The 26,228-nt window shown below is 71.6% G+C and carries 19 protein-coding genes, 1 tRNA gene and 3 pseudogenes; 5 read left to right on the top strand and 18 right to left on the bottom strand.

The features are described from left to right. Positions 1–5: 5 nt before the first annotated feature. From ACQ86M_RS03950 to ACQ86M_RS03935, 4 genes and pseudogenes are all read right to left on the bottom strand, one after another. Positions 6–887 (bottom strand): glycosyltransferase family 2 protein, encoded by an 882-nt coding sequence (locus ACQ86M_RS03950; protein WP_431247125.1) that lies wholly within the window; start codon positions 885–887, stop codon positions 6–8. Further along, positions 880–1,698, bottom strand: a complete 819-nt coding sequence (locus tag ACQ86M_RS03945; protein WP_431220823.1) for a CDP-alcohol phosphatidyltransferase family protein — start codon at positions 1,696–1,698, stop codon at positions 880–882. Before ACQ86M_RS03945 ends, ACQ86M_RS03950 begins: the two co-directional genes overlap by 8 nt. Positions 1,699–1,700: 2 nt before the next feature. Further along, positions 1,701–2,744: a glycosyltransferase family 2 protein gene (locus ACQ86M_RS03940; protein WP_431220822.1), complete on the bottom strand. Its 1,044-nt coding sequence runs from the start codon at positions 2,742–2,744 to the stop codon at positions 1,701–1,703. 133 nt (positions 2,745–2,877) lie between these two features. Further along, positions 2,878–4,448: pseudogene (locus ACQ86M_RS03935) on the bottom strand (S1C family serine protease). A gap of 145 nt (positions 4,449–4,593) precedes the next feature. Between ACQ86M_RS03935 and ACQ86M_RS03930 the strand changes: the two are divergent. Then, a complete protein-coding gene (locus tag ACQ86M_RS03930; protein ID WP_431247124.1) occupies positions 4,594–5,790 on the top strand; it encodes a pyridoxal phosphate-dependent aminotransferase in 1,197 nt (398 codons plus the stop codon). Between the two features lie 32 nt (positions 5,791–5,822). Here ACQ86M_RS03930 and ACQ86M_RS03925 read toward each other — a convergent pair whose 3' ends face one another. The 7 genes from ACQ86M_RS03925 to ACQ86M_RS03895 are packed head-to-tail and all read right to left on the bottom strand — an operon-like array spanning position 5,823 to position 11,851. Further along, positions 5,823–6,659 carry a carbon-nitrogen hydrolase family protein gene (locus tag ACQ86M_RS03925; RefSeq protein ID WP_431247123.1) on the bottom strand — a complete coding sequence of 279 codons (837 nt, stop codon included), beginning with the start codon at positions 6,657–6,659 and terminating at the stop codon, positions 5,823–5,825. After that, positions 6,656–8,434 carry a sensor histidine kinase gene (locus ACQ86M_RS03920; protein ID WP_431247122.1) on the bottom strand — a complete coding sequence of 593 codons (1,779 nt, stop codon included), beginning with the start codon at positions 8,432–8,434 and terminating at the stop codon, positions 6,656–6,658. Before ACQ86M_RS03920 ends, ACQ86M_RS03925 begins: the two co-directional genes overlap by 4 nt. After that, positions 8,431–8,835, bottom strand: coding sequence for a response regulator (locus ACQ86M_RS03915; RefSeq protein ID WP_431220817.1), 405 nt, complete (start codon positions 8,833–8,835; stop codon positions 8,431–8,433). Before ACQ86M_RS03915 ends, ACQ86M_RS03920 begins: the two co-directional genes overlap by 4 nt. After that, positions 8,828–8,986 (bottom strand): hypothetical protein, encoded by a 159-nt coding sequence (locus ACQ86M_RS03910; protein WP_431247121.1) that lies wholly within the window; start codon positions 8,984–8,986, stop codon positions 8,828–8,830. Before ACQ86M_RS03910 ends, ACQ86M_RS03915 begins: the two co-directional genes overlap by 8 nt. Continuing rightward, entirely contained in the window at positions 8,983–9,762 is a 780-nt protein-coding gene (locus tag ACQ86M_RS03905; RefSeq protein WP_431247120.1) for a PHP domain-containing protein, read from the bottom strand. Before ACQ86M_RS03905 ends, ACQ86M_RS03910 begins: the two co-directional genes overlap by 4 nt. Beyond that, positions 9,759–10,772 carry an ATP-grasp domain-containing protein gene (locus ACQ86M_RS03900; RefSeq protein WP_431247119.1) on the bottom strand — a complete coding sequence of 338 codons (1,014 nt, stop codon included), beginning with the start codon at positions 10,770–10,772 and terminating at the stop codon, positions 9,759–9,761. Before ACQ86M_RS03900 ends, ACQ86M_RS03905 begins: the two co-directional genes overlap by 4 nt. Beyond that, positions 10,769–11,851, bottom strand: a complete 1,083-nt coding sequence (locus tag ACQ86M_RS03895) for a response regulator (protein WP_431247118.1) — start codon at positions 11,849–11,851, stop codon at positions 10,769–10,771. The genes ACQ86M_RS03900 and ACQ86M_RS03895 overlap by 4 nt, the downstream gene beginning before the upstream one ends. Before the next feature lie 118 nt (positions 11,852–11,969). Between ACQ86M_RS03895 and ACQ86M_RS03890 the strand changes: the two genes are divergently transcribed. Next, positions 11,970–12,043 (top strand) — tRNA-Met (locus ACQ86M_RS03890). Between the two features lie 47 nt (positions 12,044–12,090). Here ACQ86M_RS03890 and ACQ86M_RS03885 read toward each other — a convergent pair. Beyond that, positions 12,091–13,697 (bottom strand): annotated as a pseudogene (locus ACQ86M_RS03885) (MFS transporter). Between the two features lie 120 nt (positions 13,698–13,817). Here ACQ86M_RS03885 and ACQ86M_RS03880 point away from each other — a divergent pair. Next, complete coding sequence (locus tag ACQ86M_RS03880) at positions 13,818–14,972, top strand: ROK family transcriptional regulator (RefSeq protein WP_431247117.1); 1,155 nt, start codon at positions 13,818–13,820, stop codon at positions 14,970–14,972. Positions 14,973–14,974: 2 nt separating this feature from the next. Here the strand turns inward: ACQ86M_RS03880 and ACQ86M_RS03875 are convergent, their stop codons facing one another. From ACQ86M_RS03875 to ACQ86M_RS03860, 4 genes are all read right to left on the bottom strand, one after another. Continuing rightward, positions 14,975–15,448, bottom strand: coding sequence for a hypothetical protein (locus ACQ86M_RS03875; RefSeq protein WP_431247116.1), 474 nt, complete (start codon positions 15,446–15,448; stop codon positions 14,975–14,977). Then, complete coding sequence (locus tag ACQ86M_RS03870; protein WP_431247115.1) at positions 15,448–16,641, bottom strand: ROK family transcriptional regulator; 1,194 nt, start codon at positions 16,639–16,641, stop codon at positions 15,448–15,450. The genes ACQ86M_RS03875 and ACQ86M_RS03870 overlap by 1 nt, the downstream gene beginning before the upstream one ends. A gap of 149 nt (positions 16,642–16,790) precedes the next feature. Then, entirely contained in the window at positions 16,791–19,724 is a 2,934-nt protein-coding gene (locus ACQ86M_RS03865; RefSeq protein ID WP_431247114.1) for a UPF0182 family protein, read from the bottom strand. An 84-nt stretch (positions 19,725–19,808) separates the two neighbouring features. Continuing rightward, complete coding sequence (locus tag ACQ86M_RS03860; RefSeq protein ID WP_431247113.1) at positions 19,809–20,951, bottom strand: YlbL family protein; 1,143 nt, start codon at positions 20,949–20,951, stop codon at positions 19,809–19,811. A gap of 172 nt (positions 20,952–21,123) precedes the next feature. On the opposite strand from ACQ86M_RS03860, the gene ACQ86M_RS03855 reads away from it, so the two are divergent. Both ACQ86M_RS03855 and ACQ86M_RS03850 read left to right on the top strand, forming a co-directional pair. After that, complete coding sequence (locus ACQ86M_RS03855) at positions 21,124–22,485, top strand: zinc-dependent metalloprotease (protein ID WP_431247112.1); 1,362 nt, start codon at positions 21,124–21,126, stop codon at positions 22,483–22,485. 83 nt (positions 22,486–22,568) lie between these two features. Beyond that, positions 22,569–23,444 carry a TOMM precursor leader peptide-binding protein gene (locus ACQ86M_RS03850; RefSeq protein ID WP_431247111.1) on the top strand — a complete coding sequence of 292 codons (876 nt, stop codon included), beginning with the start codon at positions 22,569–22,571 and terminating at the stop codon, positions 23,442–23,444. Here ACQ86M_RS03850 and ACQ86M_RS03845 read toward each other — a convergent pair. Together ACQ86M_RS03845 and nudC are read right to left on the bottom strand one after the other, a co-directional pair. Continuing rightward, positions 23,389–25,169: pseudogene (locus tag ACQ86M_RS03845) on the bottom strand (ATP-dependent helicase). The gene ACQ86M_RS03850 and the pseudogene ACQ86M_RS03845 sit on opposite strands and share 56 nt — an antisense overlap. Further along, positions 25,166–26,185 (bottom strand): NAD(+) diphosphatase, encoded by a 1,020-nt coding sequence (nudC, locus tag ACQ86M_RS03840; RefSeq protein ID WP_431247110.1) that lies wholly within the window; start codon positions 26,183–26,185, stop codon positions 25,166–25,168. Before nudC ends, ACQ86M_RS03845 begins: the two are co-directional and overlap by 4 nt. Positions 26,186–26,228: the final 43 nt, after the last annotated feature.

The following is a 26,228-nucleotide window of genomic DNA, read 5'->3' as shown; positions in this document are numbered from 1 at the left end:
GCGGCTCAGACGATCGGCGGGCGTCCCGCCGCCGTCATGCGTGCGACGGTGCGCCAGCGGATCGGCCGCCGCTCCCCCGGGTCGGTGCGCCAGCCCTCCGCCCAGCCGCCGAACCAGGCGCGCAGTACCGCGGGTTTGCGGAACCAGCGCAGCAGCTGGATGCCCGTCCACGACCCGACGTACAGCGGGATCAGCACCGCGGGCAGGTTGCGGCGCGCGAGCCAGACCCGGTTCCGGGCGTTGAGACGGTAGTAGTACGAGTGACGGGTCGGTGACACCGACGGGTGCTCCGCGACGAGGTTACCGGCGTACCAGACGCGCTTGCCCTGATCCCACACCTTCCAGGCGAGGTCGATGCCCTCGTGGGCATAGAAGAACGGAGCCGCCCAGCCTCCGGCGCGTTCGAACACCGCGCGCGGCAGCACGATGACGGCCTCGAGCACGGCGAAGACATTGCTCGACCGCTCCGGGTCGCCCTTTCGGATGCGCGGGATCCAGCGGCGCGGGGCGGGCGCGCCGTCGGGCACGCGGAGGCGCGGCTGCAGCATCCCGATGCCCGGATCGTTCTGCAGCATCGCGACGGCATCGGCCAGGAAGGTGCGCGACGGGATGTCCGCGTCGTCGTCGAGGAAGAACAGCCACTCCCCCGACACCAGCGGAACGCCGGCGTTGCGCCCGGCCGGGATGCCGACGTTCTCGGGCAGCGCGAGCGCGCGAACACCCTCCGGGAGCGCCGGATCGGCCGTCGCGGGATCCCACCCGTTGCCGACCACGACGATGTCGGTCACCACGCCCTCCTGGGCCAGCACCGACTCGAGGCCGCGGCGCAGCTCCACCGGCCGCGTGCCCTGCGTGAGCACGACGACCGCGACGGCGGGGTCAGCCACGGACCCGCCGCGACGCCATGATCGTCACGAAGTGCCCGATCAGCGCCAGGATCGACAGCGGCACGAGAGCGCAGAGCAGGATGCGGTCGGCCAGGGTGGCGCCGATGAACAGCCCGACGATCGAGAAGACGAAGATGAGGATGGTCAGCTCGACGGAGTGGTACAGCCGGTGGAACGGCAGGAAGCGGGCCGCACGGCGCAGCGTCGCGATGAGGCCGTGCGTCGGCGCGTACTCCGACTGCGTGTCGGCGAGCTTGGGCAGCCCGGCGTTGGCGCGTGCGACGCGCACCATGTCGTTGAGCGCCTTGTTGAGCACGATCACGAGGGCGAGCAGCGTGCCGAGGTTGGTCCAGAGGAAGTCCTGCGGCGCCTCGAACGGGTACCCCGCGGCGCGGATGCCGAGCACGATCGCGATGAGGGTCTCGGTCGAGTAGTGCCCGACATTGTCCAGGAATATCCCCGCGGGCGACGAGGTCCCGCGCCAGCGCGCCACTTCGCCATCGCAGCAGTCGACGAGCATCTGGAGCTGCCCGAGCACGAGGGCCAGGGCCGCGCCGCCGATGCCGGGGATCAGCAGGGATGCGGCGGTCGCCCATCCCGTCAGGATCATCAGGCCGGTCACGCCGTTGGCCGAGATGGAGGTCTTGAGCAGGAACCAGGTGAGGTACGGCGACAGGTTCCGCAGGTACAGGGAGGCCGTCCAGTGCTCGGCGTTGCGGCGGCCGCGCACCTCCGGGGGCTGCGCGACCGCGCGCAGCTCGGCGATGGAGGACGGACGGGCGCCGTGCGCCGCGGGACCGGGTGCGGTCATGCCTACCTTCCCGTGTGGGCTGTGATGTTGCGGGTGAGCGACAGGTATCCGAGGATGAAGCCGATCCCCCAGCTGAAGTGGATGCACGGCAAGACTACGAGAAACCACAGGAACGGGCGAAAACCGTCACGGCGCCCCCAGAGCACGGCCGACACCACGACGATGACCGCGTAGAGCGCCGGGATGGCGAACCCCCACAGCAGCCACGGCGTCGCGCCGACGGCCGCCTGCACGATGCCGCCGAGCCCCAGGAGGATGCCGGCCGCGACCCCGATCACCATGACGGGCGGGGCGAAGTAGCGGAGGCCGTTGGAGGCCGGGAAGCGCCGGGCGAGCTCGCCGCGCCAGATGCCGGTGGAGAAGAACTGCCGGGCGAGCCGGTACAGGTTGGGCCGGGGCCGGTAGGTGACCTTCAGCCGGGGCGTGAACCACACGGTGCCGCCGGAGGTGCGCAGGCGACGGTTGAGCTCCCAGTCCTGACCGCGCTTGATCTCCTCGTCGAACAGCCCGACCTCGAGCAGCCGGTCGCGGCGGAAGACACCGAGGTACACGGTCTCGGCCGGTCCGGCCTCGCCGCCCACGTGCAGTTTCGTGCCGCCGAGTCCGACGCGGCTGCCGTAGGCGCGCGCCACCGCGCGCTCGAAGTCCGTGGTGCCCTGCGCATCCATCAGGCCGCCGACGTTGTCCGCGCCGGTCTCGAGGATCGTCTCCACCGCGATGCGCGCGTAGTCGGGCGGCAGGACGCTGTGCGCATCCACCCGGATCACGATGGGGTACCGCGACTCGCGGATGGCGAGGTTCAGGCCGGCGGGCGTGGAGCCGATCGCGTTGTCGAGCACACGGATGCGCGGGTCGACCGCGGCGAGCTCCGCGACGAGCTCGGTGGTGCCGTCGATGCTCGGGCCGAGGGCGATGGCGACCTCGAACGGCCCGGCGTAGTCCTGCGACAGCAGGCTGTCGACGGCGGCGCGCACGTGCGTCGCCTCGTTCAGCACCGGCATCACGTAGGAGACACCCGGGAGGGTGTTCACGGTGTCGTCCGGCATCTGATCCTTACGGTAACGGGTCGGCGACGAGCCTACCAGCCGGGCCCTGCGACGACGCCGGGAGCGACGGCGGCGCAGGACGGCGGAAGGCCGCCCCGCGCGTGCGGGACGGCCTTCCGACAGGCGGAGCCGATCACTCGGCCGGGAGCGACCCCAGGGTGACCGAGGCGGTCTTGGTCTGACCACCGCGGATGTACGTGATGTCGACCTTGGCGCCGGCCGCCTGGGCGCGGACCTGCGCGGTGAGGTCGGTGGCGTCCGTGATCGGGGTGTCCCCGAGATTCACCACGATGTCGCCGGCCTTCAGCCCGGCGTCCGCCGCCGCGCCGCCGCCCGTCACGCTCTTGATGAGCGCGCCGACCGTCGTCGCCTTGGCGTCGCTGCTGGCGTCCGCGACCGATGCACCGAGCAGGCCGTGCGTCGCCGATCCCTTCTTGATGATCTCGTCGGAGACGCGCTTGGCGAGGTCGGACGGGATGGCGAAGCCGACGCCGATGCTGCCCGACTGCGCGCCAGACGAGCTGGAGCCGCCGGCGCTCGCGATCGCGACGTTCACGCCGATCAGCTCCCCTTGCTGTTGAGCAGCGCGCCGCCCGAGTTGCCCGGGTTGATGGACGCGTCGGTCTGGATGACCGGCAGCGAGATCGTGCCGGTCGACTGCTGCGGCTGCTGCTGCGATCCGGAGCCGCCCTGGTCGGGGAAGTCGAAGTTGAACGGGTTCTGGCTGCCGCCGTTGCCGTTGCCGTCGCTGTTCGAGTCGCTCTTCGGAGCGGCCGACGAGGCGATGCTGATGCTGCGGTTGAGGGCGCTGACGATGCCGTCGGTGACGGTGCCGGAGAGTCCGAGCGGGGCGCCGATCGCGACGGTCGTGCTGCCGACGTTCAGCTTGCTGGAGTCGCCCCAGCTGATCGGGGTGAGACCGGACGCGTTGTCCAGCTTGATGACCGCGAGGTCGGTGGTCGGGTCGGTGCCGACGACCTTGGCGGTGTAGATCTTGCCGTCGTTGTCGGTGACCGTCACGTTGACGTTCGAGGCCTGGCCGTCGAGCGTCACCACGTGCGTGTTGGTGAGCACGTAGCCGTCGGAGGTCAGGACGATGCCGGAGCCGGTGCCGCCGGAGCTGGAGGCGCTGACCGAGATGGTCACGACGCTCGGGGACGCCTTGGCGGCGACGGCCGTGACGGTGCTCGCGTTGTTGGCGTCGTTCACGGTGATGTTCTGCGGGCCGGAGACCGTCTTGATGGTCGCGTTGCCCGAGTCGGTGGCGGCGAAGATGCCGACCCCTGCGCCGGCGCCGGCGACTCCGCCGACGAGCGCGCCGATGGCGAGCGTCGCGATGATGAGGCCGGTGTTGCCGCGCTTCTTCGTCGACGTCGCGGTCGCGGCCGGGGTTCCCGGGGCGGCGGCGTAGGCGTGCTGCTGGCCGTTCGGGGCGTAGGGCTGCTGGCCGTAGCCGGCGGGCTGGCCGAAGCCGCCGTTGCCGTAGTTCGGCTGCTGCTGACCGTACGGCTGGCCGTAGGGCTGACCGTACGGCTGCGGCTGCACCGGCTGGGTGGGCTGCGTGTAGTGCACGGCGGGCTGCTCTGCGGTGGGCTGCGCGGCGGCGGGGGCGTGCTCGGAACCGGCGGTACCATCCACGACCGCGTCGGTGTCGGCGTCGTGCTGGGGCTTCGCGGGCTCCGGGGTGTTCGGGGTGTCGGTCATGGTGTTGCTCCTTCCAAGCACGAACAGCTTGGGATGCCAACCTGAGCGTTTTATTTGCCGATGCTGTGGACGACCTTCTGCAAGTCGATGACTCTCCACAACGTATCCGATGGGTCCGGTGGGGGTAAGGCCGTAGCGTGGTCGCATGACGATTCCTGGAGCGTGGCGGCGGGCCGCGGGCGGCGCCGGACTGCTGGGCGCGGACGGCACGGTGCGGCCGACGATCTTCGCCGAGATGAGCGGTCTGGCCGTGCGGACCGGGGCGATCAACCTCGGGCAGGGATTCCCCGACGAGGACGGCCCCGCCGAGGTCCTCGAAGCCGCGGTCCGGGCGATCCGCGACGGTCAGAACCAGTACCCGCCCGGCATGGGCATCCCGGACCTGCGCCTGGCGGTCGCGGAGCACCAGCGACGCTTCTACGGGCTGGAGGTCGACCCCGAGCGCGAGGTGCTGATCACCGCCGGGGCCACGGAGGCGATCGCCGCCACCCTGCTCGCCCTCCTGGAGCCGGGCGACGAGGTCGTGACGTTCGAGCCGTACTACGACGAGTACGGCGCCGTCATCGCGCTCGCGGGCGGCGTGCACCGCACCGTCCCGCTCGAGCCGCCCGCCTTCCGCCCGGACCTCGATCGCCTGCGGGCGACGGTGACCGATCGCACGCGGGTCATCCTGGTCAACACCCCGCACAATCCCACCGGCTCCGTGCTCGACCGCGAGACGCTGGCCGCCGTCGTGGAGCTGGCCGAGCGGCACGACGCGATCATCGTCACCGACTCGGTGTACGAGCACCTGACGTTCGGGCCGGAGCACATCCCGATCGAGTCGCTGCCCGGGGCGCGGGAGCGGACCGTCGCGATCTCGTCGGGCGGCAAGACGTTCAGCACGACGGGCTGGAAGGTCGGCTGGCTGACCGCGCCGGCCGAGCTGGTGACCGCGGTGCTCGCGGTCAAGCAGTTCCTCACCTACGTGAACGGCGCGCCGTTCCAGCCCGCGACGGCCGTCGGGCTGCGGCTGCCGGACGCCTACTTCACCGGCATCGCGCAGACGCTGGCGCACAAGCGCGACCTGCTCTCCGACGGGCTGCGGGCCGCCGGCTTCGGCGTGTTCCCCTCCGACGGCACCTACTTCATCGTCGCGGACGCGGCGCCGCTGGGGTTCGCGGATGCCGCGGAGCTGTGCCGCGCGCTGCCCGGGCTGGCCGGCGTGGTCGCCGTGCCGCTGGGCGCGTTCAGCCGTGGCGAGTACGCGGCGCGCACCGCATCCCTCGTCCGGTTCGCGTTCTGCAAGCGGATCGACGTGCTGCAGGAGGCGGCCCGCCGGCTCGCGGCACTGCCCCGCTGAGCCGCTGAGCCGCGCGTGCCCGGCGTCACGCGTCAGCGCGGAACGACACGGTAGCGGCGCAGCGCCAGGGCGGGGTTGCGCTCGCGCACCTCGCGCAGGCGGGCGGCGCTGACCTCGGCGACCGCGACACCGGTCGTCTCGCCGAGCCCGGCGAGCGTGACCCCCATCGGATCGACCACGGCGCTCGCCCCGATCCCGAGGGCGGGCGGATGGTCGGCCGCCGCCAGGTACAGCGTGTTCTCGATCGCGCGCGCGGCGAGAAGGGTCGTCCAGTGGTGCTCCTTCAGCGGACCGCGCACCCACTCGGCCGGAACCGCCACGAGGTCGGCGCCCGCGTCCGCCAGGCGCCGGGTCACCTCCGGGAAGCGGAGGTCGTAGCAGGTCTGCAGTCCGACGACGATGCCGTCGACCACGAAGGTCTGCGGCTCGTCCAGCTCTCCGGCCACCACCCACTCCGACTCCTGCGCGCCGAACGCGTCGTAGAGGTGCTGCTTGCGGTAGGTGGCGACGACCTCCCCCGCGGGGTCGACGGCGACGAGCGTGTTCGAGAACTTGCGTGCCGCCTCCGTCTTCTCCACCAGCCCGGCGACCACGAAGACCCCGTGCTCGCGGGCCGAGGCGGCGAGGCCGCGCACGAAGTCGCCGTCGACCGTCTCCGCGTTGCGGGCGAAGGACGCGTCCAGCGGGTCCGTGAAGTACGACGCGTACTCGGGGAGGATGACGAGCCGCGCACCCCGCGACGCGGCCACGGCGATCAGGCCGGCCACCACGTCCCGGTTGTGGACGCGGTCCTCCCCCGGAGCGAACTGCGCCACCGCGACGGTGGCCCTGCGGTCGTCGACGGTCAGCTCGGCCGGCCGGTCGGTCACGGTGCGACCTCCGCCCGCGGGATGGCCTCGGTCACCGGCTGCGGCGTCTCGACGGGCAGCACGATGCTGATCGAGGTTCCGACGCCCTCCTCGCTGGCGATGTCGAGCCGTCCGCCGTGCGCGGTGACGATCGCTTTGGTGATCGTCAGCCCCAGCCCGACGCCGGGAACCGCATTGCGGGTGGCCGTCGAGGCGCGGAAGAACCGCTGCGACAGCTGGCTCAGCTCGACGGCCGGGATGCCGATGCCGGTGTCCGTGACGGCGATGACGGCCTGCTCGCCCTGCGGCCGGAGGGACACCGTGACCGTGCCGCCGGACGGCGTGAACTTGAGCGCGTTGGAGACGAGGTTGTCGACCGCCTGCCCGAGCCGCAGCGGATCGCCGCGGACTGTCAGCGGTTCGCCCGGGATGTCGCCCACCAGGTTCACGCCCGCGTTGCCCGCCACCGGCCGCGCCGATTCGACCGACGCCGACACGATCGCGCCGAGCTCCACATCCTTGATCTCCAGCGGGAAGCGGCCCGACTCCACCTGCGCCGTGAACAGCAGGTCGCCGACGAGGCGCAGGAGGCGGTGCGCGTTGCGCTCGGCCACGCTCAGGTACTGCAGCTGCTCCTCGGAGAGCGGCGCGTCCTCGTCGTCGCGCATGAGCTCGAGATAGCCGAGGATCGAGCTGAGCGGCGTGCGCAGCTCGTGCGAGATCAGCCCGACGAACTCGTCCTTCAGCCGGGCGAACTCGCGGGCCTGGGTCATGTCCGTCGCGACGAAGATGAAGCCGACGCGGTGCCCGTTCTCATCCAGCCGGGGCGTCGCCGCGACCTGCACGGCCACCCGCTTGCCGTCGGGACGCACGTAGGTCCAGTCGCGGACATCGGCGGATCCCGCGCGGACGGTGTCGACCAGGGCCGAGAAGTCGTCGATGCTCGAGACCGTCGTGAAGCGCGCATCCATGTCCTGGAGCCGCTGCTCGATCTCCTCGTGCAGGTGGAAGTCGATGACGTGGTGCTTGCCGTCGAGCACCTGCTTCTCCGTCAGGCCGAGCATCTTCTCCGCTCCGGGGTTCCAGACGTCGATGAGCCCATCGAGGTCGGTGCCGATGACGGACTGCTCGGTGACGGCGTTCCAGATGCTCTGGATGAGCCGGTTCGCGGTCTTCAGACGCGCCTCGTTCAGCACCAGCTCGTCCTGCGCGGTGACCGCCTGGGCGAGCAGCACCTCCTGCGCCTGCATCGCCTCGCGCGCCGCCTTCAGCTGGGTGCGCATCCGGTGGGCGATCTCGTTGATGACGATCGCGACGATGAAGTAGATCACGGGCGAGAAGAAGGCGCGGACCACGTCACCGGGCGTGCGCGCACCGCCGGCGAACATGAGCGGCGCCAGGAGCACGACGAGCGTCGACAGCGAGGCGATGAGGATGTTGATGCGCCCCTCTTCGGAGGCGATCCAGACGAAGGGCAGCAGCGTGAGGACGACGAACGGCGACGAGCCGGAGCCGGTCCCCAGCCGAAGGAGGCCGACGGCCAGCAGCGAGAGCGTCGGCACGATGACCGCCCACTCGGCGGCGAAGCGGTGCCACGGCACGGCGAACGACAGCACCGACGCCACCGTGACGAGGAGGATGCCGGCGACGAACACGGTCATGTTCGTGACGGGCACGCCGTTGGGCACGAGAGCGATGCCGACGGCGATGGCGAATCCGACGATCGTCGGGATCTGCTTCATGAACGCCGACGGGGAGTCGATCGGGAGGCGGCTGAGCCACCGGTCGAGGGTCATGCCTGCTCCTCCAGCTGAAGCATCTCGCGGATGCGCGTCGACAGCACGCGCGGGCTGAACGGCTTGACGATGAAGCTGTCGGACCGGTCGGCGACGATGCCGTGGTCCGTCAGCAGCTGCACGGAGGCCGACACCATCAGGATGAGCGTGGACCGGGTGAGGTCGTCCGAGCGGATCGCCTCGGCGACCTCCACCCCGTTGAGGCCGGGCATGGAGATGTCGAGCACCGCCAGGTCGATGTCGCCCGCGCGGACGGCCTCGAGCGCGGCGCGACCGTTGTCGACCGCGGCGACGATCTCGACGCCTGCGCGCTTCGCGGCGATCGTCATGAGCCCGCGGATGTCGTCGTCGTCGTCGGCGATCACGACCCGTTTGGCGAGGGAGGAGGCGGTCTCAGACATGCGGGAACACCGTCCTGACCACGATGATGGCGGCGCAGACGAGCAGCGCGATGCCGGCGAAGACCGGCAGCCGGTACTCCCAGCGGCGGTTGCGCTCCAGCTCGTCCTGCATGCGCTCGCGCAGCTCGGACGACGGTTCGACGGGACTCATCGCACCTCCTCGGTGGTCATCCGCTCGCCGACCAGCTCGGCGGCCAAGTCCAGCAGCGCGGGGACACGCGCGTAGCGGCCGACGTCGCTCGCCACGTGGCTGTCGGTGGAGGCGACGATACGCGCCCCCGCGTCGAGCAGAGCGGCGATCGCGGCCGGTCCCGGGCACTGCCACTTCTCGTTGACCTCGACGATCGTGCCGGTCGCGGCGGCGGCCTGTGCCCAGGCGAGCAGGCGCTCGGGCCCGAGCTGCGCCTCGTCGAGCCCGACCTTCGGCAGGATCGAGAACCAGTGGGCGAGCTGCGCGTGCGGCGTGCGCTCCATGGCCCGGATGCTCGCCTCCACGAGCAGGTCGAGCGCGTCGTCGTCGGCCAGGCCGGCATCCAGCCGCTCCCGCGTCGCGGAGGGCGACCACGGGCCGTCCGTGCCCGGGAACTGGTGATCGCCGATGACCACCGCCCCGACCCCGCCGGGGCCGGTCACGAGTCCCGGCGGCGTGTCGACCGCGCCGGAGGCGTCCAGCAGCTTCGCCTCGACGCCGGTCAGCACGGTCAGTCCTTCGGGGATGCGCTCGGCCGCGACCGCCGCGAGGAACTCGGGCACCCAGGTGGTGGAGGCTCGCACGTGGTCGGTGAGGCGGATGGTGGCGAGCCCGGCGGCGGACGCGGCGGCGATGTTCTCCGCGAGCGTGCTCCGCGCGTCCTCCGAGAACGTCGAGTGGACGTGGAAGTCGCCCCGCAACAGCGCGGGCAGCCGGCCGGCCTCCGTGGTGCTCACTCCTCGGGTCCCTCCGTGTGCGCCGCGTTCTCGGAGACCAGCACGTCGCCGGGGCGCAGGAAGACATCCTCCAGGAACCGCACGTTGGCGAGCTCCTCGAAGTCGACCGCCGACGGCACCGGGCGGCCCAGCACCAGGTCGAGCAGGAGCGAGGGCATGTCGACGCCGGAGGCGATGGTCAGCGGCATCGCGCCCGGGAAGCGCGGGTTGACCTCGAGCAGCGCCGGGACGCCGTCCGTGCTGTAGCGCAGCTGCACGTTCGCGACGCCGGTGAGCCCGATCGCGCGGGCGACCGCGGCCGCGGTGTCGGAGAGCTCCGGCCGGCGCACGGTGCGCCCGGCGATCGAGACGCCGGAGTCGACCCGCTCGCGCGAGCGCGGAACGGCGGCGATCACCTCGCCGTCCAGGCCGGCGAGCACGTCGACCGAGAACTCCTCGCCGGGCAGGTTCTCCTGGATGATGATGCTCTCGTCGGTGCCGAGCGCCTCCAGCGTGCCGCGGTCCGGGATGAGGCGGACGCCCCGGGAGCCCGCGCCCGAGCGCGGCTTGACGATGACGGGGAAGGTCCAGTCGGCGCCGACGCCCTCTCGGTTCAGCAGGCGCGTCTCGGGGATGCGCGCCCGGCCGGCGACACGCTGCACCAGCGCGAACTTGTCGAGACAGGTCACCAGCGTGTCGTGCGAGGGGGCGGCGAGCGTGGTGCCCACCGCCTCGAGCTCGTCCCGGCGCGCGGCGAGGCCCGGGAGCTCCACATCCACCGTCGAGAACAGAACGTCGATGCCGTCGTCGCGGCTCATCGCGATCAGCGCATCCGCGAAGCCGTCGGATCGCCCCGGCGGGACGATGCGGCGGCGGTCCTCCGGCACCAGGTACAGACCGCTCGCCCAGCCGTCCATGTCGGCGGCGAAGACGTCCACGTCGTCGCGGGCGAGCAGCGAGCGGATGACGGCGACGCCGGCGGGCCCGCCCGCCCCGGTGATCAGGACGCGGGTGCGAGGGGAGTCGGTCATTCGGCGGTCCTGTTCAGTGGATTCCCGGAGAGGCGGAGCTCGGCCGCGATCGAGGAGGCCGGCAGTGAGATGTCGGCGGTGTCGCGCATCACCTCCAGCGGTTCGCAGTTCTTGCCTCCGCCGAACCGCGACCAGTAGCGCGCGGTGGCGAGCACGAAGTCGGGCTCGAGGTAGTCGCGCAGCTCGGTCTGCGACCGGAAGCAGTCGATGAGGCGCAGCTTGGTGTCGGTGAAGCCGTCGATCGGGACGAAGCGCGTCGGACGGAAGTCGATGGTCGCGGACGGACTCTGGTAGCAGCAGACCGTGCGCACGGTGCGCGTGGCCACGATCGTCGCGGAGTGCACCGCCCGGTGGTCCTGGTGCCGGTCGTGCGAGGAGTGCGTGTAGACGATGTCCGGTCGCACCTCGGCGACCACCCGCTCGATGATGCCGACGGTCGGGTCGGCCGTCGAGATCCGGGTGTCCTCCAGATCCTCCAGGAACAGGCGCGCGCCGAGCAGCTCGGCCGACGCCAGCGACTCGTGCTGGCGGTTCTCCGCATCCCCGCCGCGCGCGCCGCGGGACATGGTGAGGATGACGACCTGGTTGCCGGCGTCGCGGTGCGCGGCGAGGATGCCGCCGACGCCGATCTCGACGTCGTCCGGGTGCGCGCCGATGGCGAGCACGACCTGCTGCCGCTGCGCCGCCCGCTTGACGCGGCCCTCGGCCGCGAGCCGGTTCACGATCGCGACCAGCTCGGCCGAGGCGACCGGCTTGGTGAGGAACTCGTCCGCCTGCGCGCGCAGCGCCGAGACCGCGTAGTCGACCGAGACGTGCGCCGTCATCACGACGACCGGCATCCCCGGATACTGGCTGCGCAGCTCCTTGAGCAGGTCGAGACCCGAGATGCCGGGCATCTCGATGTCGGTGATGACGAGGTCGGGCTCGAACTCGGCGATGCTCGTGAGGGCGATCGACGGGTCCGTGACCGCGAGGGCCACCGCGTCGGCGCGCTTCTCCAGCACGGTCTTCATGAAGAAAGCCACGTCCGGGTCGTCCTCGACCACAACAACCCGGAACTTCGTCACGGCACTCGCCATCGCATCCCCTATCTGGAAAAGACTCTAGTAGGACGACCGGTTCACGAAGGGGGACGCGCCCGGCGGGTGTTCGCGATTTCACGCGCTCCGGATCCCGTGCTAGAGTCATATCTTGTGCCGCGGGGTGGAGCAGCTCGGTAGCTCGCTGGGCTCATAACCCAGAGGTCGTAGGTTCAAATCCTGCCCCCGCAACCGATAAGGCCCCCTGATCAGGGATTCTCTGATCAGGGGGCCTTTGTTCATGCGCGTGCGCCGACCCCCTCGGGCGCCGGTGCCTCCTCGGGCTTCCGGCCGGAGCCGAGGGAGAGTGTGGCGATCAGACCGACGACGAGGAAGCCCGCCGCCGAGAACGCCGCCCAGCGCGTCCCGTCGCTGAAGGCGACCTTCGCATCCTCGGCGATCGGCGCGGTCCGGGGATCCTTCTCGAGGCCGGCGATCGCCGCGCCGGAGCTGTCGACCACCGCCGACACGATGCGGTCGCGCTGGGCGGCCGGAACGCCGCGCGCCTCGAGGCTCCCGTCGAGCACGGCCCCCGCCGAGGCGAACAGCACGGTCCCCAGCACCGCGATGCCGAGCGCCGAGCCGATCTGCCGGGCGGTGCTCTGCGTGCCGGAGCCCTGCCCGCTCTGGTCGACCGGCACATCCCTCAGCACGACCCCGGTCAACTGGGCGGTCGCCAGGCCGACGCCGAACCCGTAGACGAAGAGGAACGGCAGCAGGGCGCCCCACGGGGTCGACGGCCCGATGACCAGCCCGAGGCCGGCGACCCCGACGATCTCGGCGACGAGGCCGACCCGGACGACGGTGACCGCCGGGATGCGGTTGCCGAACGCCCCCGCGAAGCCGCTCGCCACGAAGGACCCGATCGCCAGCGCGAGCAGGATCAGGCCGGTGTCGAGAGCGCTGTAGCCGAGGACGTTCTGCAGCCAGATGGGCAGGGCGAGCACGATGCCGAACTCCCCCAGCGAGACGATGGTCGCCGCGATGTTTCCGTTGCGGAACGACGGGATGCGGAACAGGTCGAGCGCGAGCATGGTGCTCTTGCCCGCCCGCAGCCGGGATCGCCCGCGCAGCACGAAGAGCACCCCGCCGAGCACCGCCACGGCGAAGGCGATCGGGACCGGCGAGAGGGCGAAGGGCCACGTCCGGCCGCCGATCGTCGGCCGCTCGTCGACCAGCCACCAGCCGTAGGTCCGCCCCTCGATCAGGCCGAACACGAGCGTCGCGCTCGTGATGACGGAGAGCAGGGCGCCGATCCAGTCCACTCCCCGGCATGCCGTGAGTCCTTCGACTCGGTCACCGTGGCGAGCACGCCGGTCACGATCAGGATGCCGAGCGGGATGTTGATGCCGAACGCCCACCGCCACGAGAACGCGGTCGTGAGCCAGCCGCCGAGCAGCGGACCCAGCGCCGTCATGCCGCCGATCGTGGAGCCCCACACGGCGAACGCCAGGGCGCGCTCGCGGCCGCGGAACGTCGCGTTGATGAGGGAGAGCGTTGTGGGCAGGATCATCGCGCCGCCGACGCCCTGCACCAGCCGGGAGCCGATGAGGAAGGCACCGGTGGGGGCGAGCGCCGCAGCGACGGAGGCGAGGGTGAAGATCGCGACGCCGACGACGAGCATGCGGCGGCGGCCCCACCGGTCGGCGAGCGTGCCGAAGACCAGCAGCAGGGCCGCGAAGACCAGGGTGTACGACTCCTGCACCCACTGCACGCCGGTGGAGCCGATGCCCAGCTCGTCGACGATGGACGGGATGGCCACGTTCACGATCGTCGAGTCCACGATGATCAGCGCGACCGCGATGCTGATGAAGACGAGACCGGCCCAGCGCTTTCCGGATGCCATCGAAACTCCCTCGCTTGGAAACTGTTCAGCAGGCTTACGGTTAAGCTAGCGCGCGATCCCCCGCCGGTCCAGCACGGGATTCGCTAGGGTCGAGTCGCAACGAGACATCGGGAGCGCGCAGTGGCAGAGGAGCACGGCAAGGCGACGCAGGCCGCCGTCCGCGAGCGCAACCTCACCACCGCCTTGCAGCTGGTCCTCTCGGGCAACGGGACCGCCACCCGGGCCGGAATCGCCCGCCGCACCGGCCTCACCAGCGCCACCGTCTCGTCGCTGCTCGCGGGCCTCATCGCCGACGGCCTGGTCATCGAAGGACAGCGGGCCGAGAGCACGGGCGGGAAGCGCGCGACCACCCTCCGCGTCGCGGCCGACGACCACGTGCTGGTGTCGCTCATCGTCCAGCCCGGGCTCGTTCGCGGCGCGCTGGTCGACCTCCTCGGCCGCGAGGTGGCCTCCGCGGCGCAACGTCCTACAGCCCCCGGCTCGCTCGAAGACCTCCGGGCGGTGGTCCGGAAGCTCGTGGCCGCCAACTCAGCGCGGATCGTCGCCGTCGGCGTGCAGGTGCCGGGCATCGCCGACGGTCCGCTCATCCGCGAATCGGTGCAGCTGGGCTGGACGGACGTGGACCTCGCGCGCGAGCTCGCCGGGATCGTGGATGCGCCCATCCACCTCATCAACGATGCCGACGCCGAGGCGATCGCCGACTCCATCGCCGCAGACGACTCCGGCGCGGACGACTTCGGGGCCAATCAGCTGTTCGTCTCGCTCAGCACGGGCGTCGGCGCCGCGGTGATCCTCGACGGCGAGGTCGTCACCGGCGCGTCGCACCGCGCCGGTGAGATCGGCCACGTGCCGGTGCTGTTCGGCCCGGACGCCCTGCTGTGCGCGTGCGGCAACCGCGGCTGCCTGGAGGAGGTCGTGTCCGTGACGAGCCTCCTCGGGCTCCCCCACGGCACCGACCTCGAGTCGCTCGACCTGGCGGCCCTCGCCGCGGCACCCGAGTCGCGCCGGCGGATCGCGGAGGGCGCCCGGGTGCTCGCCCGCGCCCTGCTGCTCGTCGGGGCGGCCCTCGACGTACCCACGATCGTGCTCGGCGGCGCGGCGCCGCGGCTCGGGCCCGAGTTCATCGGCCACCTGCGCGCGGAGGCCGCACGGCATCCCGTGAAGGCGGCCATGCCGCTCAGCTTCCGGTACGCGCGGATCGCCGCGGACCAGCCCTATCGCGGCGCCGCGCAGCACGCGCTGCGCTCGACGCTCGGCGTCACCTGGGGCGGCTGACCTCAGGATTCGGTGAGAAGCCCGAGAAGCGCCGCGCCGTGCTGCCGGTCGAAGCCGAACGTGGCGATGTCGGCATACGACGGGTCGGGACGCGTCCCCATGTCGACGACGAGGACCGACCGGCAGGTCGCGCGCACCGCATCCACCACCTGGCGCGCCCAGCGGGTGGCCGCATTGTCGGCGCCGACCACCACGACCGGGGTGGAGGTCGCGAGCACCAGTTCCGGATCGTCGGACGGTCCCACGGAGACCACGGGATTGCCGGCCCAGCGGGACGCGACGGAACTGCCCGGCTCGGCCCACGCATCCTGCAACGTGTACCAGCGCGGCACCCCGAGCACGTCGTTGTCGACGGTCGCCAGCCGGACGACCGTGCACCGGCCCTGAAAGCGGCTCAACGCCTCACGGACGCCCGGCGCGAAGCCGAAAGGCGCGAACGCCTCGGCGCGCACTCCGGGCTCGGCCACGAGCGTCATCAGGACACCCCCAGCTGGGCGGACAGCACCATCACCACGCAACCGCGCAGCACGATGTCGCGGCCGAGGCTCGTCAGACGGATCGTCACACCCGAGTGGAAGCCCGCCATGGTGCGATTGCGCAGGGTCTCGCCGACCGCTTCCAGCAGGACGCCGCCGATCAGCTCGTCGGGGCCGCTCAGCACCACTTCGGAGAGGTTGAGCGCGCCGACGATCGGGGCGAGCGCGACGCCGAGACGCTGACCCGCCTCGCGGAGCACCGGCGCGGCGGGCTCGCCCGCCGCCTCTGCTGCCGCCAGGCGCCGCTCCAGCCGGGGAACGGCGAGCCAGGCCTCCAGGCAGCGCTCGCGGTCGTACGGCGCCTCGGGACCGCCGTCGGTGCCGACCATCACCTGGCCGATCTCGCCCGCGGCGAAACGGCTGCCGAAGACGAGGGCGCCGGCGACCAGCAGGCCGGACCCCACACCGTGGCCGACCTTCACGAGCATCATGTCGCCCTGCGCGTCCGCGAAGCCGTGCTCGGCGAGGACCGCGACGTTCGCGTCGTTGGCGACGAACACCGGCAGGCCGGTGCGCTGGGCGACGCGGCGCTGCAGGGGCTCGTCGACCCAGCCGAGGTTCGGCGCAGCGGCGACCGTTCCCTCGGCATCCACGATGCCCGGCGAGCCGATGCCGATGCCGAGCACCGGGGCGGTGGTCGCCGCGACCAACCGGTCGACGAGCGCGAGCACCTTGCCGGTCGCCTCCTCGCCGCGGCTGCCGGCGAGCTCGACCTCGATCGCGGTCAGGATGCGGCCATCCATGTCGAGGACCGCCCCGCGGAAGACCGCGTGCTCGCTGAGGTCCACGCCGATGATCTGCGTGGCGCCTCGATCGACGTCGAGGAGGACGGCGGGCTTGCCCGGTCGGGCGTCGTCGCGCTGGCCGAGCTCGATGACGAGGCCCTCGGAGATCAGTTCGCTGACGAGGTCGGAGATGGTGACGCGGGTCAGCCCGGTCGTGCGGGCGAGGTCGGCGCGGCTGGCCCGGCCCGAGCGGTAGAGCGACTGGAGGACGAGCGAGCGGTTGTGACCGCGGGCGTGCTCCGGCAGCACCTTCGTGCGCGGGCGGAGGGCGCGCCCGGGAACGAGCCCGCGATCGGGCTGAGCGCCCCGGTCGGTGGCGGCGGAACGCGTTCCCTGGTCGATCACCATGTTTGTTAGTAAAGCTGACAATCAAAGTCGAGGCAAGAGTCCGGCCGGTCTTTTTCCACCTCCCCTATTTCGGGGCGGCACTTCGCTCGCCGCCCGACGATACGCGGAACGGCCCGCGCGAGACGTCGCGGGCCGTTCCTGCGGGCTGGTTACTTCGACGTGGCGGCCGGCTGGCCCTCCGCGGTGACCGCGTCGGAGATGGCCTGCTGCAGACGCTTCTGCGCCTCGCCGTACGCGGTCCAGTCGCCGGCCTTCAGAGCCGCCTGGCTGTCGGCGAGCGCCTGGTTCGCACGCTGCAGTGCCTCCTGCAGCGCCGCGTTGCCCGCGGTCGAGCCGCTTCCGGAGCTGCCGCCCGTCGTCTGACCTCCCCCGGTCTGCCCGCCCGTCGTGCCGCCGCCCGTCGGGACGTTCTTGTCGCCCGCCTGGGCGCCCGAGTCACCGCCGAACAGCGCATCCAGAGCCTGGTCGAGCGTGTCCTCGAACTCGATCTTGTCGCCGAAGGCCACGAGCACCTTCTGCAGCAGCGGGTAGCTGGTCTCACCGGACGACCGGACGTAGACCGGCTGCACGTACAGCAGGCCGCCGCCGACCGGGACCGTCAGCAGGTTGCCGTTGATGACCTCCGACTTGCCCTGGCGCAGCAGGTTCAGCTGCTGCGAGACCGTCGGGTCGGAGTCGAACTGGTTCTGCATCTGGCCGGGGCCCGGGATGGTGTCGCTCGACGGCAGCTGCAGCAGCCGGAGCTTGCCGTAGCCGGAGGCGGGTTTGCCCTTCTCGGAGCCGGCGTCCGCATCCACCGCCAGGTAGCCCTTCAGCACCGATCGGCTCGACTCGCTCGTGCCCTGCGGGATGAACGTCGAGTAGAGCGAGAAGGCGGGCGCCTTCTGACCCGGCATCTTCATCGTCAGGTAGTACGGAGGCTGCAGCGCCGGGTTGCTCGAGGGCGAGGTCGGGTCGTTCGGTGTCGTCCAGGCGTCCTCGCGCGAGTAGAACGACCCGGCGTCGGTCACGTGGTACTGGCCGAGCACCGACCGCTGCACCTTGAACAGGTCGGACGGGTAGCGCACGTGGCTCATCAGCGCGGCGCTCATGTCGGTCACCGGCTTCACCGTGGTCGGGAAGACCTTCTCCCACGTCTTCAGCACCGGGTCCTTGGTGTCCCAGGCGTACAGCGTGACGGAGCCGTCGTACGCGTCGACCGTGGCCTTCACCGAGTTGCGGATGTAGTTGATGTCGTCGAAGGCGTACGCGGGCTTGGGCGTATCCTTGTCCGCGGTCGCCTCGCTGAGGCTGCCGACGTGCGAGTACGGGAACTGATCGCTCGTCGTGTACCCGTCGATGATCCACTTGACCTGCCCGTCCACGACCGCCGGGTACGCCTGCGAGTCGAGGGTCAGGTAGGGCGCCACCTTCTGCACGCGCTTGATCGGGTCGCGGTCGTAGAGGATCTGCGAGTTGCTGTTGACGGCGTCGGACAGGACGATCTGCTCGTCCTGGAACTTCAGCGCGTAGACCAGCCGCTTGAAGATGTTGTCGAGCTTCGGGCCGCCGTTGCCGCTGAACGACGTGTACGTCTGCTGAGCGCCGTCCGCACCGCCCGGGTAGTCGAGCTCGACCGGCTTGGAACCCGACGGCGCGCCGACGATCGAGTACGTGGGCGACTGCTCGCCGAAGTAGATGCGCGGCTGGTAGGTGCCGAGCGTCCCGGTGGTCGGGATGCCGGATTCCATGAACACCGGCTGCCCATCCGGCGAGCGCTGGTTGCCGTAAGCGGCGACCATCCCGTAGCCGTGGGTGTAGACGATGGTGTCGTTGAACCAGTTGCGGGCGCCGCTCAGGCCGGACTGCTGCAGCTCGCGGACCGCGACCACCGCATCCTGCTCGGTGCCGTTGATGCGGTAGCGGTCGACGTTGAGCTTCTCGGGGAACGCGTAGTACTGGCGGAACTGCTGCAGCTGCCGGAACGACGGGCTGACCACGGCGGGGTCGAGGATGCGGATCTGCGCCGTCGTCTGCGCGTCCTGCCGGAGGGCGCCCTGCTCGGCGGTCGTCTTGGCGTTGTACGGGATGGTCTCGATGTCGCTGAGGTCGTACGCCTCGCGCGTCGAGTCGATCCCCTTCTGCACGTACGGCGACTCGAGCGTCTTCTGGCTCGGGTCGACCTGGAAGCGCTGCACCACCCAGGGCACGATCGCACCGACGACGAGCGCGGCGACGATGAGCAGCGCTGTGCCGACGATCGGGAAGCGCCACCGGCCGATGAAGGCGGTCAGGACGAACAGGATGGCGACGAAGATCGCCGCGCCGGCGAGGATGGCACGGCCCGGGATGGTCGCGTTCACGTCGGTGTACGCGGCGCCGTTGATCATGTCGTTGACGTTGGAATCGGTCACCGTCGCGTAGCGGTCGAGCCAGATGCTGATGCCCTGCAGGAGCAGGTAGAGGGCCGAGATCACGGAGATCTGGATGCGCGCGGCGCGCGAGATGCGAACCTCACGCCCGCTGACGCGGATCGAGCCGTACAGGTAGCAGGTGGCGAGGGTCGCCAGCAGCGAGATCAGCACGACCGCCGAGGCGAAGCCGACGGCGCTGCGGTAGAACGGCAGCGCGAACAGGTAGAAACCGATGTCGAGGTGGAACAGCGGGTCGGTCTTGCCGTAGGAGGTGCCGTTCAGCCAGAGCGCCGCGGCCTGCCAGCGGCTCGCCGTGCTGACGCCCGCGAAGATGCCGAAGACGATCGGGATGCCGTACATCGCCAGACGGCGGAGCGGCTCGATGACCTGCTGGTAGCGGTCGAGCTGCGAGTTGAGCTTCGCGTAGACCGGCCGCAGGCGGTACGCGAGCTGGATCGACAGCCACAGCGGCAGCGCCATGCCGAGGAACCCGATGAAGAACATCGTGATGCCGGCGAACCACTGCGTCGTCAGCACGTTGAGGTAGCCGAGCTGGTTGTACCAGAGGATGTCGGCGTACAGCCCTGCGAAGACGAAGAACAGGATGACGACCGCGACGATCGCCCCCAGGGTGATCCAGATGGCCGCGCGCCGGCGGCCGGGAGGTCGAACTGCAGCTGGTGAACTCACGTATGGCCTTCTTGGTCTCGCGTGGCGGGGGCGAGAACCATCCTAGGCAACGGACGCTTGGAGAATGCTGCGGCCCGGCAGGGATCAGCCTGCGGGGCAGCTGGGAAGACCGGCCGTGCTCTTCCCGCCGCGCACCGCCTCCAGCACCTTGAGCGAGTCGGCGAGCGTCTTCACCGCGAACACATGCAGGCCGGCCGGGATGTGACCGGTGACCTCGTCGCAGTTGGACGCGGGAGCCAGGAAGTAGCTCGCCTTGCCGGTGTCGCGCGCGGCGTACATCTTCTGCCGGATGCCGCCGATCGGGCCGATCTCGCCCGCGTTGTCGATGGTGCCGGTGCCGGCGACGCGCTTGCCGCCGTTGAGCGAGCCCGGAGTCAGCTTGTCCATGATCCCCAGCGCGAACATCTGCCCGGCGCTGGGGCCGCCCACGTCGTTCAGCTGGATCTTGACGTCGAACGGGAAGGTGTAGTCCATCCCGGCCCCGATGCCCAGCACGACCTGCCCCTGCGACTCGATCGGGGTGATCGACACGGTCGACGCCGCCCCGTCGCGCGTGATGCCGAGTTTCGCGGGCTTCCCCGCGCCGTTCGCCTTGACCGCATCCCGCAGCTCCTGCACGCTCTGGACCTTCTCGCCGTTCACCGACGTGATCTCGTCCCCGACTTTCAGCGCGTCGGCGGCGGGTGTGCCCGTGATGACCTGCTTGACGGCGACGTTCTCGGGGAAGGTGTAGCCGAGCTGGCTGAGGGCCGCGGCGATCGCATCCTGCTGGGAGTCGACCATCAGGGCCGCGTTCTCGGCGTTGGACTGCTCGGTCGTCGTGCCGGGCGGGAAGACCGTCTCGAGAGGGAGGACCGCCTTGCTCGGCTGGAACCACGCGCCGGCGATCTCGAACCAGCTCGGCCGCTGCTCGGGGTTCCCGACGACCGAGACGGTGAGCAGGTCGAGCGAGCCCGAGGTCGGGTACGTCTTCTTGTCCGGGATGCTGATCAGCTGCTTCGCGTCGCTGCTCGGCTCGGCCCCGACCTGTTGGTCGGTGCCCAGGGTGTTGAACACCGGGCCCGGCTGCTCGATGACGAACGGGGCGGGAACGAGCGCGAGCACGAGCGCCAGGACGACGGCGACGGCGATCGCGGCCCAGCCGACGATGATGCGCCGAGGCGGCGCCACGCGGACCGGCTCCTCCTCGCCCTGCAGCGTCGGCCGGTCGTCGCTGAACAGGGTCACGGCCCGTCCTCTCGGTTCGATGTTCGCCACGGGCGCACGGCCCGAAGGCGAGCATAGGCCAATTCCCACCCGCCTCCCCGGCGCCAGCGGCTAGCGTAGATCACGAGCCTGAAGCCGAGCCGACGGCTCTTCCTCCGACGGCCGGCTCACTTCGAGAAGAGGGACGCTGACCATGGCCGACGATCGCGACGACGACCGGGACCCGCACCGCGACGACGACGAGCTGCGCGACATGCTGAGCCAGTTCCTCTCGGGGAACGGGGCGTCGATCGACCCGAGCCGGCTGGCCGGCGCCGCGGGGCTGCCGAACGACCCGGCCAGCATCCAGGCGCTCCTCGGGCAGCTGCAGAACGCGCTGATGAACCCGGGCGGCGGGATCAACTGGGACATCGCCCAGCAGCAGGCGCGGCAACTCGCCTCCGACGGCGGCCACGCCGTCACTCCGGCCGAGCGCGCCTCCCTCGATCAGGCCTTCCACGTGGCTGCCCTCTGGCTCGACCAGGCGACGGGCGTGGCGGAGCTCAACAGCACACCCGAGCTGATCGGCCGCGCCGAGTGGGCCCGGCAGACCATGCCGCTCTGGACGCAGCTGGCCGAGCCGGTCGCGCTGAGCATCTCCGACGCCCTCACCCGCGTGCTCTCCGAGCAGGCGCCGGAGGAGATGCAGGCCATGCTGCAGAACGCCGGCCAGGTCATGCGCTCGATCGGCGGCGCCCTGTTCGCCATGCAGCTCGGCCAGGTCGTCGGGCAGCTGTCGAAGGAGGTCGTCTCGGGCGGCGACATCGGCATCCCGCTGCTCCCGGACGGCCAGGCGGCGCTCATCCCACAGAACGTCGAGGGGTTCGGCGAGGGACTCGACATCCCCGCCGACCAGATCCAGCTGTACCTGGCCGTGCGCGAGCTGGCGCACGCGCGCCTGTTCCGGCATGCCAAGTGGCTGCGGCTGCAGCTGATCACCCAGATCACCGCCTTCGCCAAGGGCATCACGATCGACACGGACGCGCTGGAGTCGCTCGCCGAGAACTTCGACCCGTCGAACCCGGAGGAGCTGCGCGACGCCATGGTGAGCGGGCGGCTCATCCCGCCGCGCACCGAGGAACAGCAGGAGGCGCTGGCGCGGCTCGAGACGGTGCTGGCACTCGTCGAGGGCTGGGTCGACGTCGTCACCGCGAACGCGACGCGACTGCTGCCGCGTGCGGATGCGATCGCCGAGACGGTGCGCCGCCGGCGCGCCTCGGGGGGCCCCGCCGAGTCGGCGTTCGCGACACTCGTCGGCCTCGAGCTGCGGCCGCGGCGCCTGCGCGATGCGGCCGCGATGTGGCAGGCCGTCACCGACGCGGTCGGGATGGACGCCCGCGACGGCCTGTGGTCGCACCCCGACCTGCTCCCCCAGTCGTCGGACCTCGACGACCCGTCCGCGCTCGTCGCCCGGCTGACCGCCGCCGCGACCGGGCAGGAGCCGGAGCAGGACGAGCTCGACCAGGCGATCGAAGACCTGCTGCGCGACGACCGGGACCGGCCCACCGAGGACTGACGCCTCCTGTGGATGGGCTCCTTCCGGAAATCCATCCTGTGGACAACGCGGGATCGGGGTGACCGCTCGGGCAGGATTCGGGGATGGTCCTCGTACTCGACTCCCGCATCCCCAGCGTCTGGCGCACCCCGCGCTGCCTCCAGTTCGGCGTCGACGAACCGGCGCTCGTGCTCGACGAGGTGACCTCTGCCGACGAGCGCATGCTGGTCGCGCTCAGTGCCGGAGTGACGAGAGAAGGTCTGCAGCTGGTCGCCGATCGGGCGCGAGCGGATCCGGGCGACGCCGAGGCGCTGCTCGACCGCCTCGCGCCCGTGCTCGCCGCGGCGAGCGCCGAGCCGCCGCAGCCTCGGCTGGTCGTGCTCGACGGCGCGGGAGCGACGGCGGCGGCACTCGAGGGCCTGCTCGCCGATGCGGGTGTGGAGGTGCGGAGCGGCCTGCGCTGGGACGACCCGGCCGTGGAGCGGGCGGATGCGGCCGTGATCGTCGCGTCGTACGCCGTCGAGCCGCAGCGGCACGCGCGCTGGCTGCGCCGTGACGTGCCGCACCTCCCGATCGTCTTCGGCGACGGCGGCGTCGTGGTCGGGCCCTACGTCCGGCCCGGCCGCGGGCCCTGCCTGCGCTGCCTCGACCTGCACCGCACCGACGCCGACCCGGCGTGGCCGGCGATGGCGACGCAGCTGCACACGCGTCGGGCGCCGGGCGAGACGGCGGTCGCGGCGGCGGCCGCGGCGGCTCGGGCCGCGGGGGTGCTGCTGCGGGAGGTGGCGGGCGCTGGGGTGGGGGCGGGTGCTGGGGCGCCGGCGGGTGCTGGGGTGGGGGCAGCCGCCAGGGCGGGGGCGACCGCCGGGGCGGCGATGCGCGGCGGGACGGCCGCGCGGCTGGTGATCGGCGGCGTGGACTGGGTCAGCCGCGAGTGGGCGCCGCACCCCGCGTGCGGCTGCCTGGGGCTTCCGCCGTGACCGGCGGCCGGGCGGCGACGGGACGCAGCTCCGCGAGGAACCGCGACGGCTGCCGCAGGGATGGCCGCCCCGGCTGGTTGCCGCGCGCCGACCAGCTGAGGCGCAGGCGGCGGCGGGCACGCGTGATGCCGACGTAGAGCAAGCGGCGCTCCTCATCCACCTGCTCGAAGGTGCCGGCGTAGCTGATCGGGACCAGGCCCTCGCTCAGTCCCACCAGGTACACGGACGGCCACTCCAGGCCCTTCGCCGCGTGGAGGGTGGCGAGGGTGACGGCCGACATCGTCGGCTCGTGCTGGCCGGCCTGCCGGGCGAGCAGCTCGTCGGTGAAGCCGCGGAGCGTCTGCCCGGGGGCTGCTCATCCACCAGCCCGGCGAGGGCGTTGAGCGACTCCCAGCGCTCGCGCACGGCGCCCCGCGCGTCCGGAGGCTGCACCGACCAGCCGAGCGAGCGGAGGACGTCGCTCACCGACTTGAACAGCGGGTCGTCGGTCGCGACGAGGCTCGCGGCGCGCAGCGACATGAGCGCCTGCCGCACCTCCGGCAGGTCGAAGAACCGCTTCGCGCCGCGGATCTGGTAGCTGATCCCCCGGTCGCCGAGGGCCTGCTCGAGCGCCGCCGCCTGCACGTTCACGCGATAGAGGACGGCGATGTGCTCCGGCTTCGCCCCCGCCGCGAGTTCTGCGGCGATCTGCTCGGCCACCGCGCGCGCCTCGGCGCGGTCGTCCTCGTAGGCGACCGGCTCGGGCACGGGCTCGGCGGCGCGGGCGTCGTCGTGCACGACCTCCGCGGGCCGCAGGGTGAGCGCGCCGGAGCGTCCGCGCATCAACCGGTTGGCGGTGTCGATCACCGGCGGCGTCGAGCGGTAGTTCTGCTCCAGCCGCACCACGGTCGCGCCGGGATGCTCGCGCTCGAAGCCGAGAAGGTAGTCGCTGCGGGCGCCCGCGAACGAGTAGATGGTCTGGCTGGCGTCTCCGACCACGCAGAGGTCGTTGCGCGTGCCCAGCCACAGGGAGAGGAGGTCGTGCTGCAGCGGCGAGACGTCCTGGTACTCGTCCACGACGAAGAAGCGGTACTGCTCCCGCACCTGCATCGCGACGGCGGGCTCGCTCTCGATCATCCCCGCGCAGGCGAGCAGCACATCCTCGAAGTCGATCTGCTTGCGCTCGTCCTTGAGGTCCTCGTAGCGCTGCAGCATGGCGGCCACCTGCTCGGCCGAGAGGGTTCCGGGCGTCGGCCGGCCGGCCGCGGTGTACTGCTCGATCGCCAGTCCGGAGACCTTGCGCCACTCGATCTCGGCGGCGACATCGCGCAAGGTCGCCGTGTCCACCTTCAGCTTGAGCGTCTCGGCGGCATGACCGAGGATGCGGCCCTTGCCGTCGAGCACCGACGGCAGCTGACCGCCGACGACCTGCGGCCAGAAGTAGTTCAGCTGGGCGAGGGCGGCGGAATGGAACGTGCGTGCGGACACTCCTCCGGCGCCGAGCTGCCGCAGCCGCCCGCGCAGTTCCGCCGCGGAGCGGTTGGTGAAGGTGAGCGCCATGACGCGGTTCGGCGCGTAGGCCCCCGACGCCACGCCGTACGCGATGCGGTGCGTGATCGCGCGGGTCTTCCCCGTGCCGGCGCCGGCGAGGATGCACACCGGCCCGAACAGCGCTTCGGCCGCGACGCGCTGCTGCGCATCCAGGCCGGCCAGCAGGGCGTCCGGCCCGGAGGCGACCGCGCTCACGGCGCCGGCGGCTCGTCGAGCGGGCCGCCGTACCAGTCCTCGATGAGGGCGCGCGCGATCGACGATCGCCCCGGGAGGATGATCTGCTCGCGCGCCGCCCATAGCTCGTCGCGGCTGAACCACCGCACGTCGAGGATCTCCTCGCCGTCCGGGTCGAGCGCCGAGGCGGACTGGTCGTCGGCGAGGCGCGCCGTCATCCCGACCATGACCGACGCCGGGAACGGCCACGGCTGCGAGCCCTTGTATCGCGCATCCACCACGCGCACTCCCGCCTCCTCGAAGATCTCGCGCTCCACCGCCGCCTCGAACGACTCCCCCGGCTCTACGAAGCCGGCGAGCAGCGAGTAGCGGGAGTTCTCCCACATCGCGTTCGAGCCGAGCAGCAGGCGGTCGTCCGCATCCAGCACCGTCACGATGACCGCAGGGTCGGTGCGCGGGAAGACCTCCGAGCCGTCCTCGAGGCAGCGGCGCACCCAGCCGGCCTGCTCGACGACCGTCGGGGACCCGCAGCGCGGGCAGTGCGTGTGCGAGGCGTGCCAGTTGGCCATGGCGAGCGCCTCGGTGAAGAGCCCCGCGTCCCGGTCGTCCAGCGCCGTCGCGACGGTGCGGAGGTTGCCCCAGCGAGCCTCGTCGGGCTCCAGCTCCTGCGCGGCCGCGTCGGTGAGCACCTCGAGCACGACGGCCGAACCCGCCGGCTCCGACGGGGTATCGACCGTCGTGCGGCCGAGGTAGACCCGGATGAGAGCGGAGGTCACGCGCGAGACGGGGAGCAGTTCCAGCTCGGCCGGGCCCGCATCCGGAGCCGACCAGCCGTCCGCGGCGGGAGTGGCCGCCGCGACGCTCGACTCGGTGAGGAGGGCGCGCCCCTTCCAGAGGGCGAGCACCCGCGTCTCCGGCTCCTGCCACAGCTCGTCGAACAGCGCCGGGCGCGAACGCGCCGCGTGGTCGCGGTCGGTCGCGTGGCGCGACAGCGGAAGCGCTGCGAGCGGGAGGGCGGGAGTCGGGGCGGACGACATCGAGGTCCTTTCGGGGCGTGGCGGGGGCCGAACGCAGGAAGGT

This window comes from Leifsonia xyli subsp. cynodontis (genome assembly GCF_050632205.1).
GTDB lineage: Bacteria > Actinomycetota > Actinomycetes > Actinomycetales > Microbacteriaceae > Leifsonia > Leifsonia xyli_D.
Note: the sequence above shows the minus strand (reverse complement) of the source record. Positions and strands in the feature narration are given on the sequence as shown.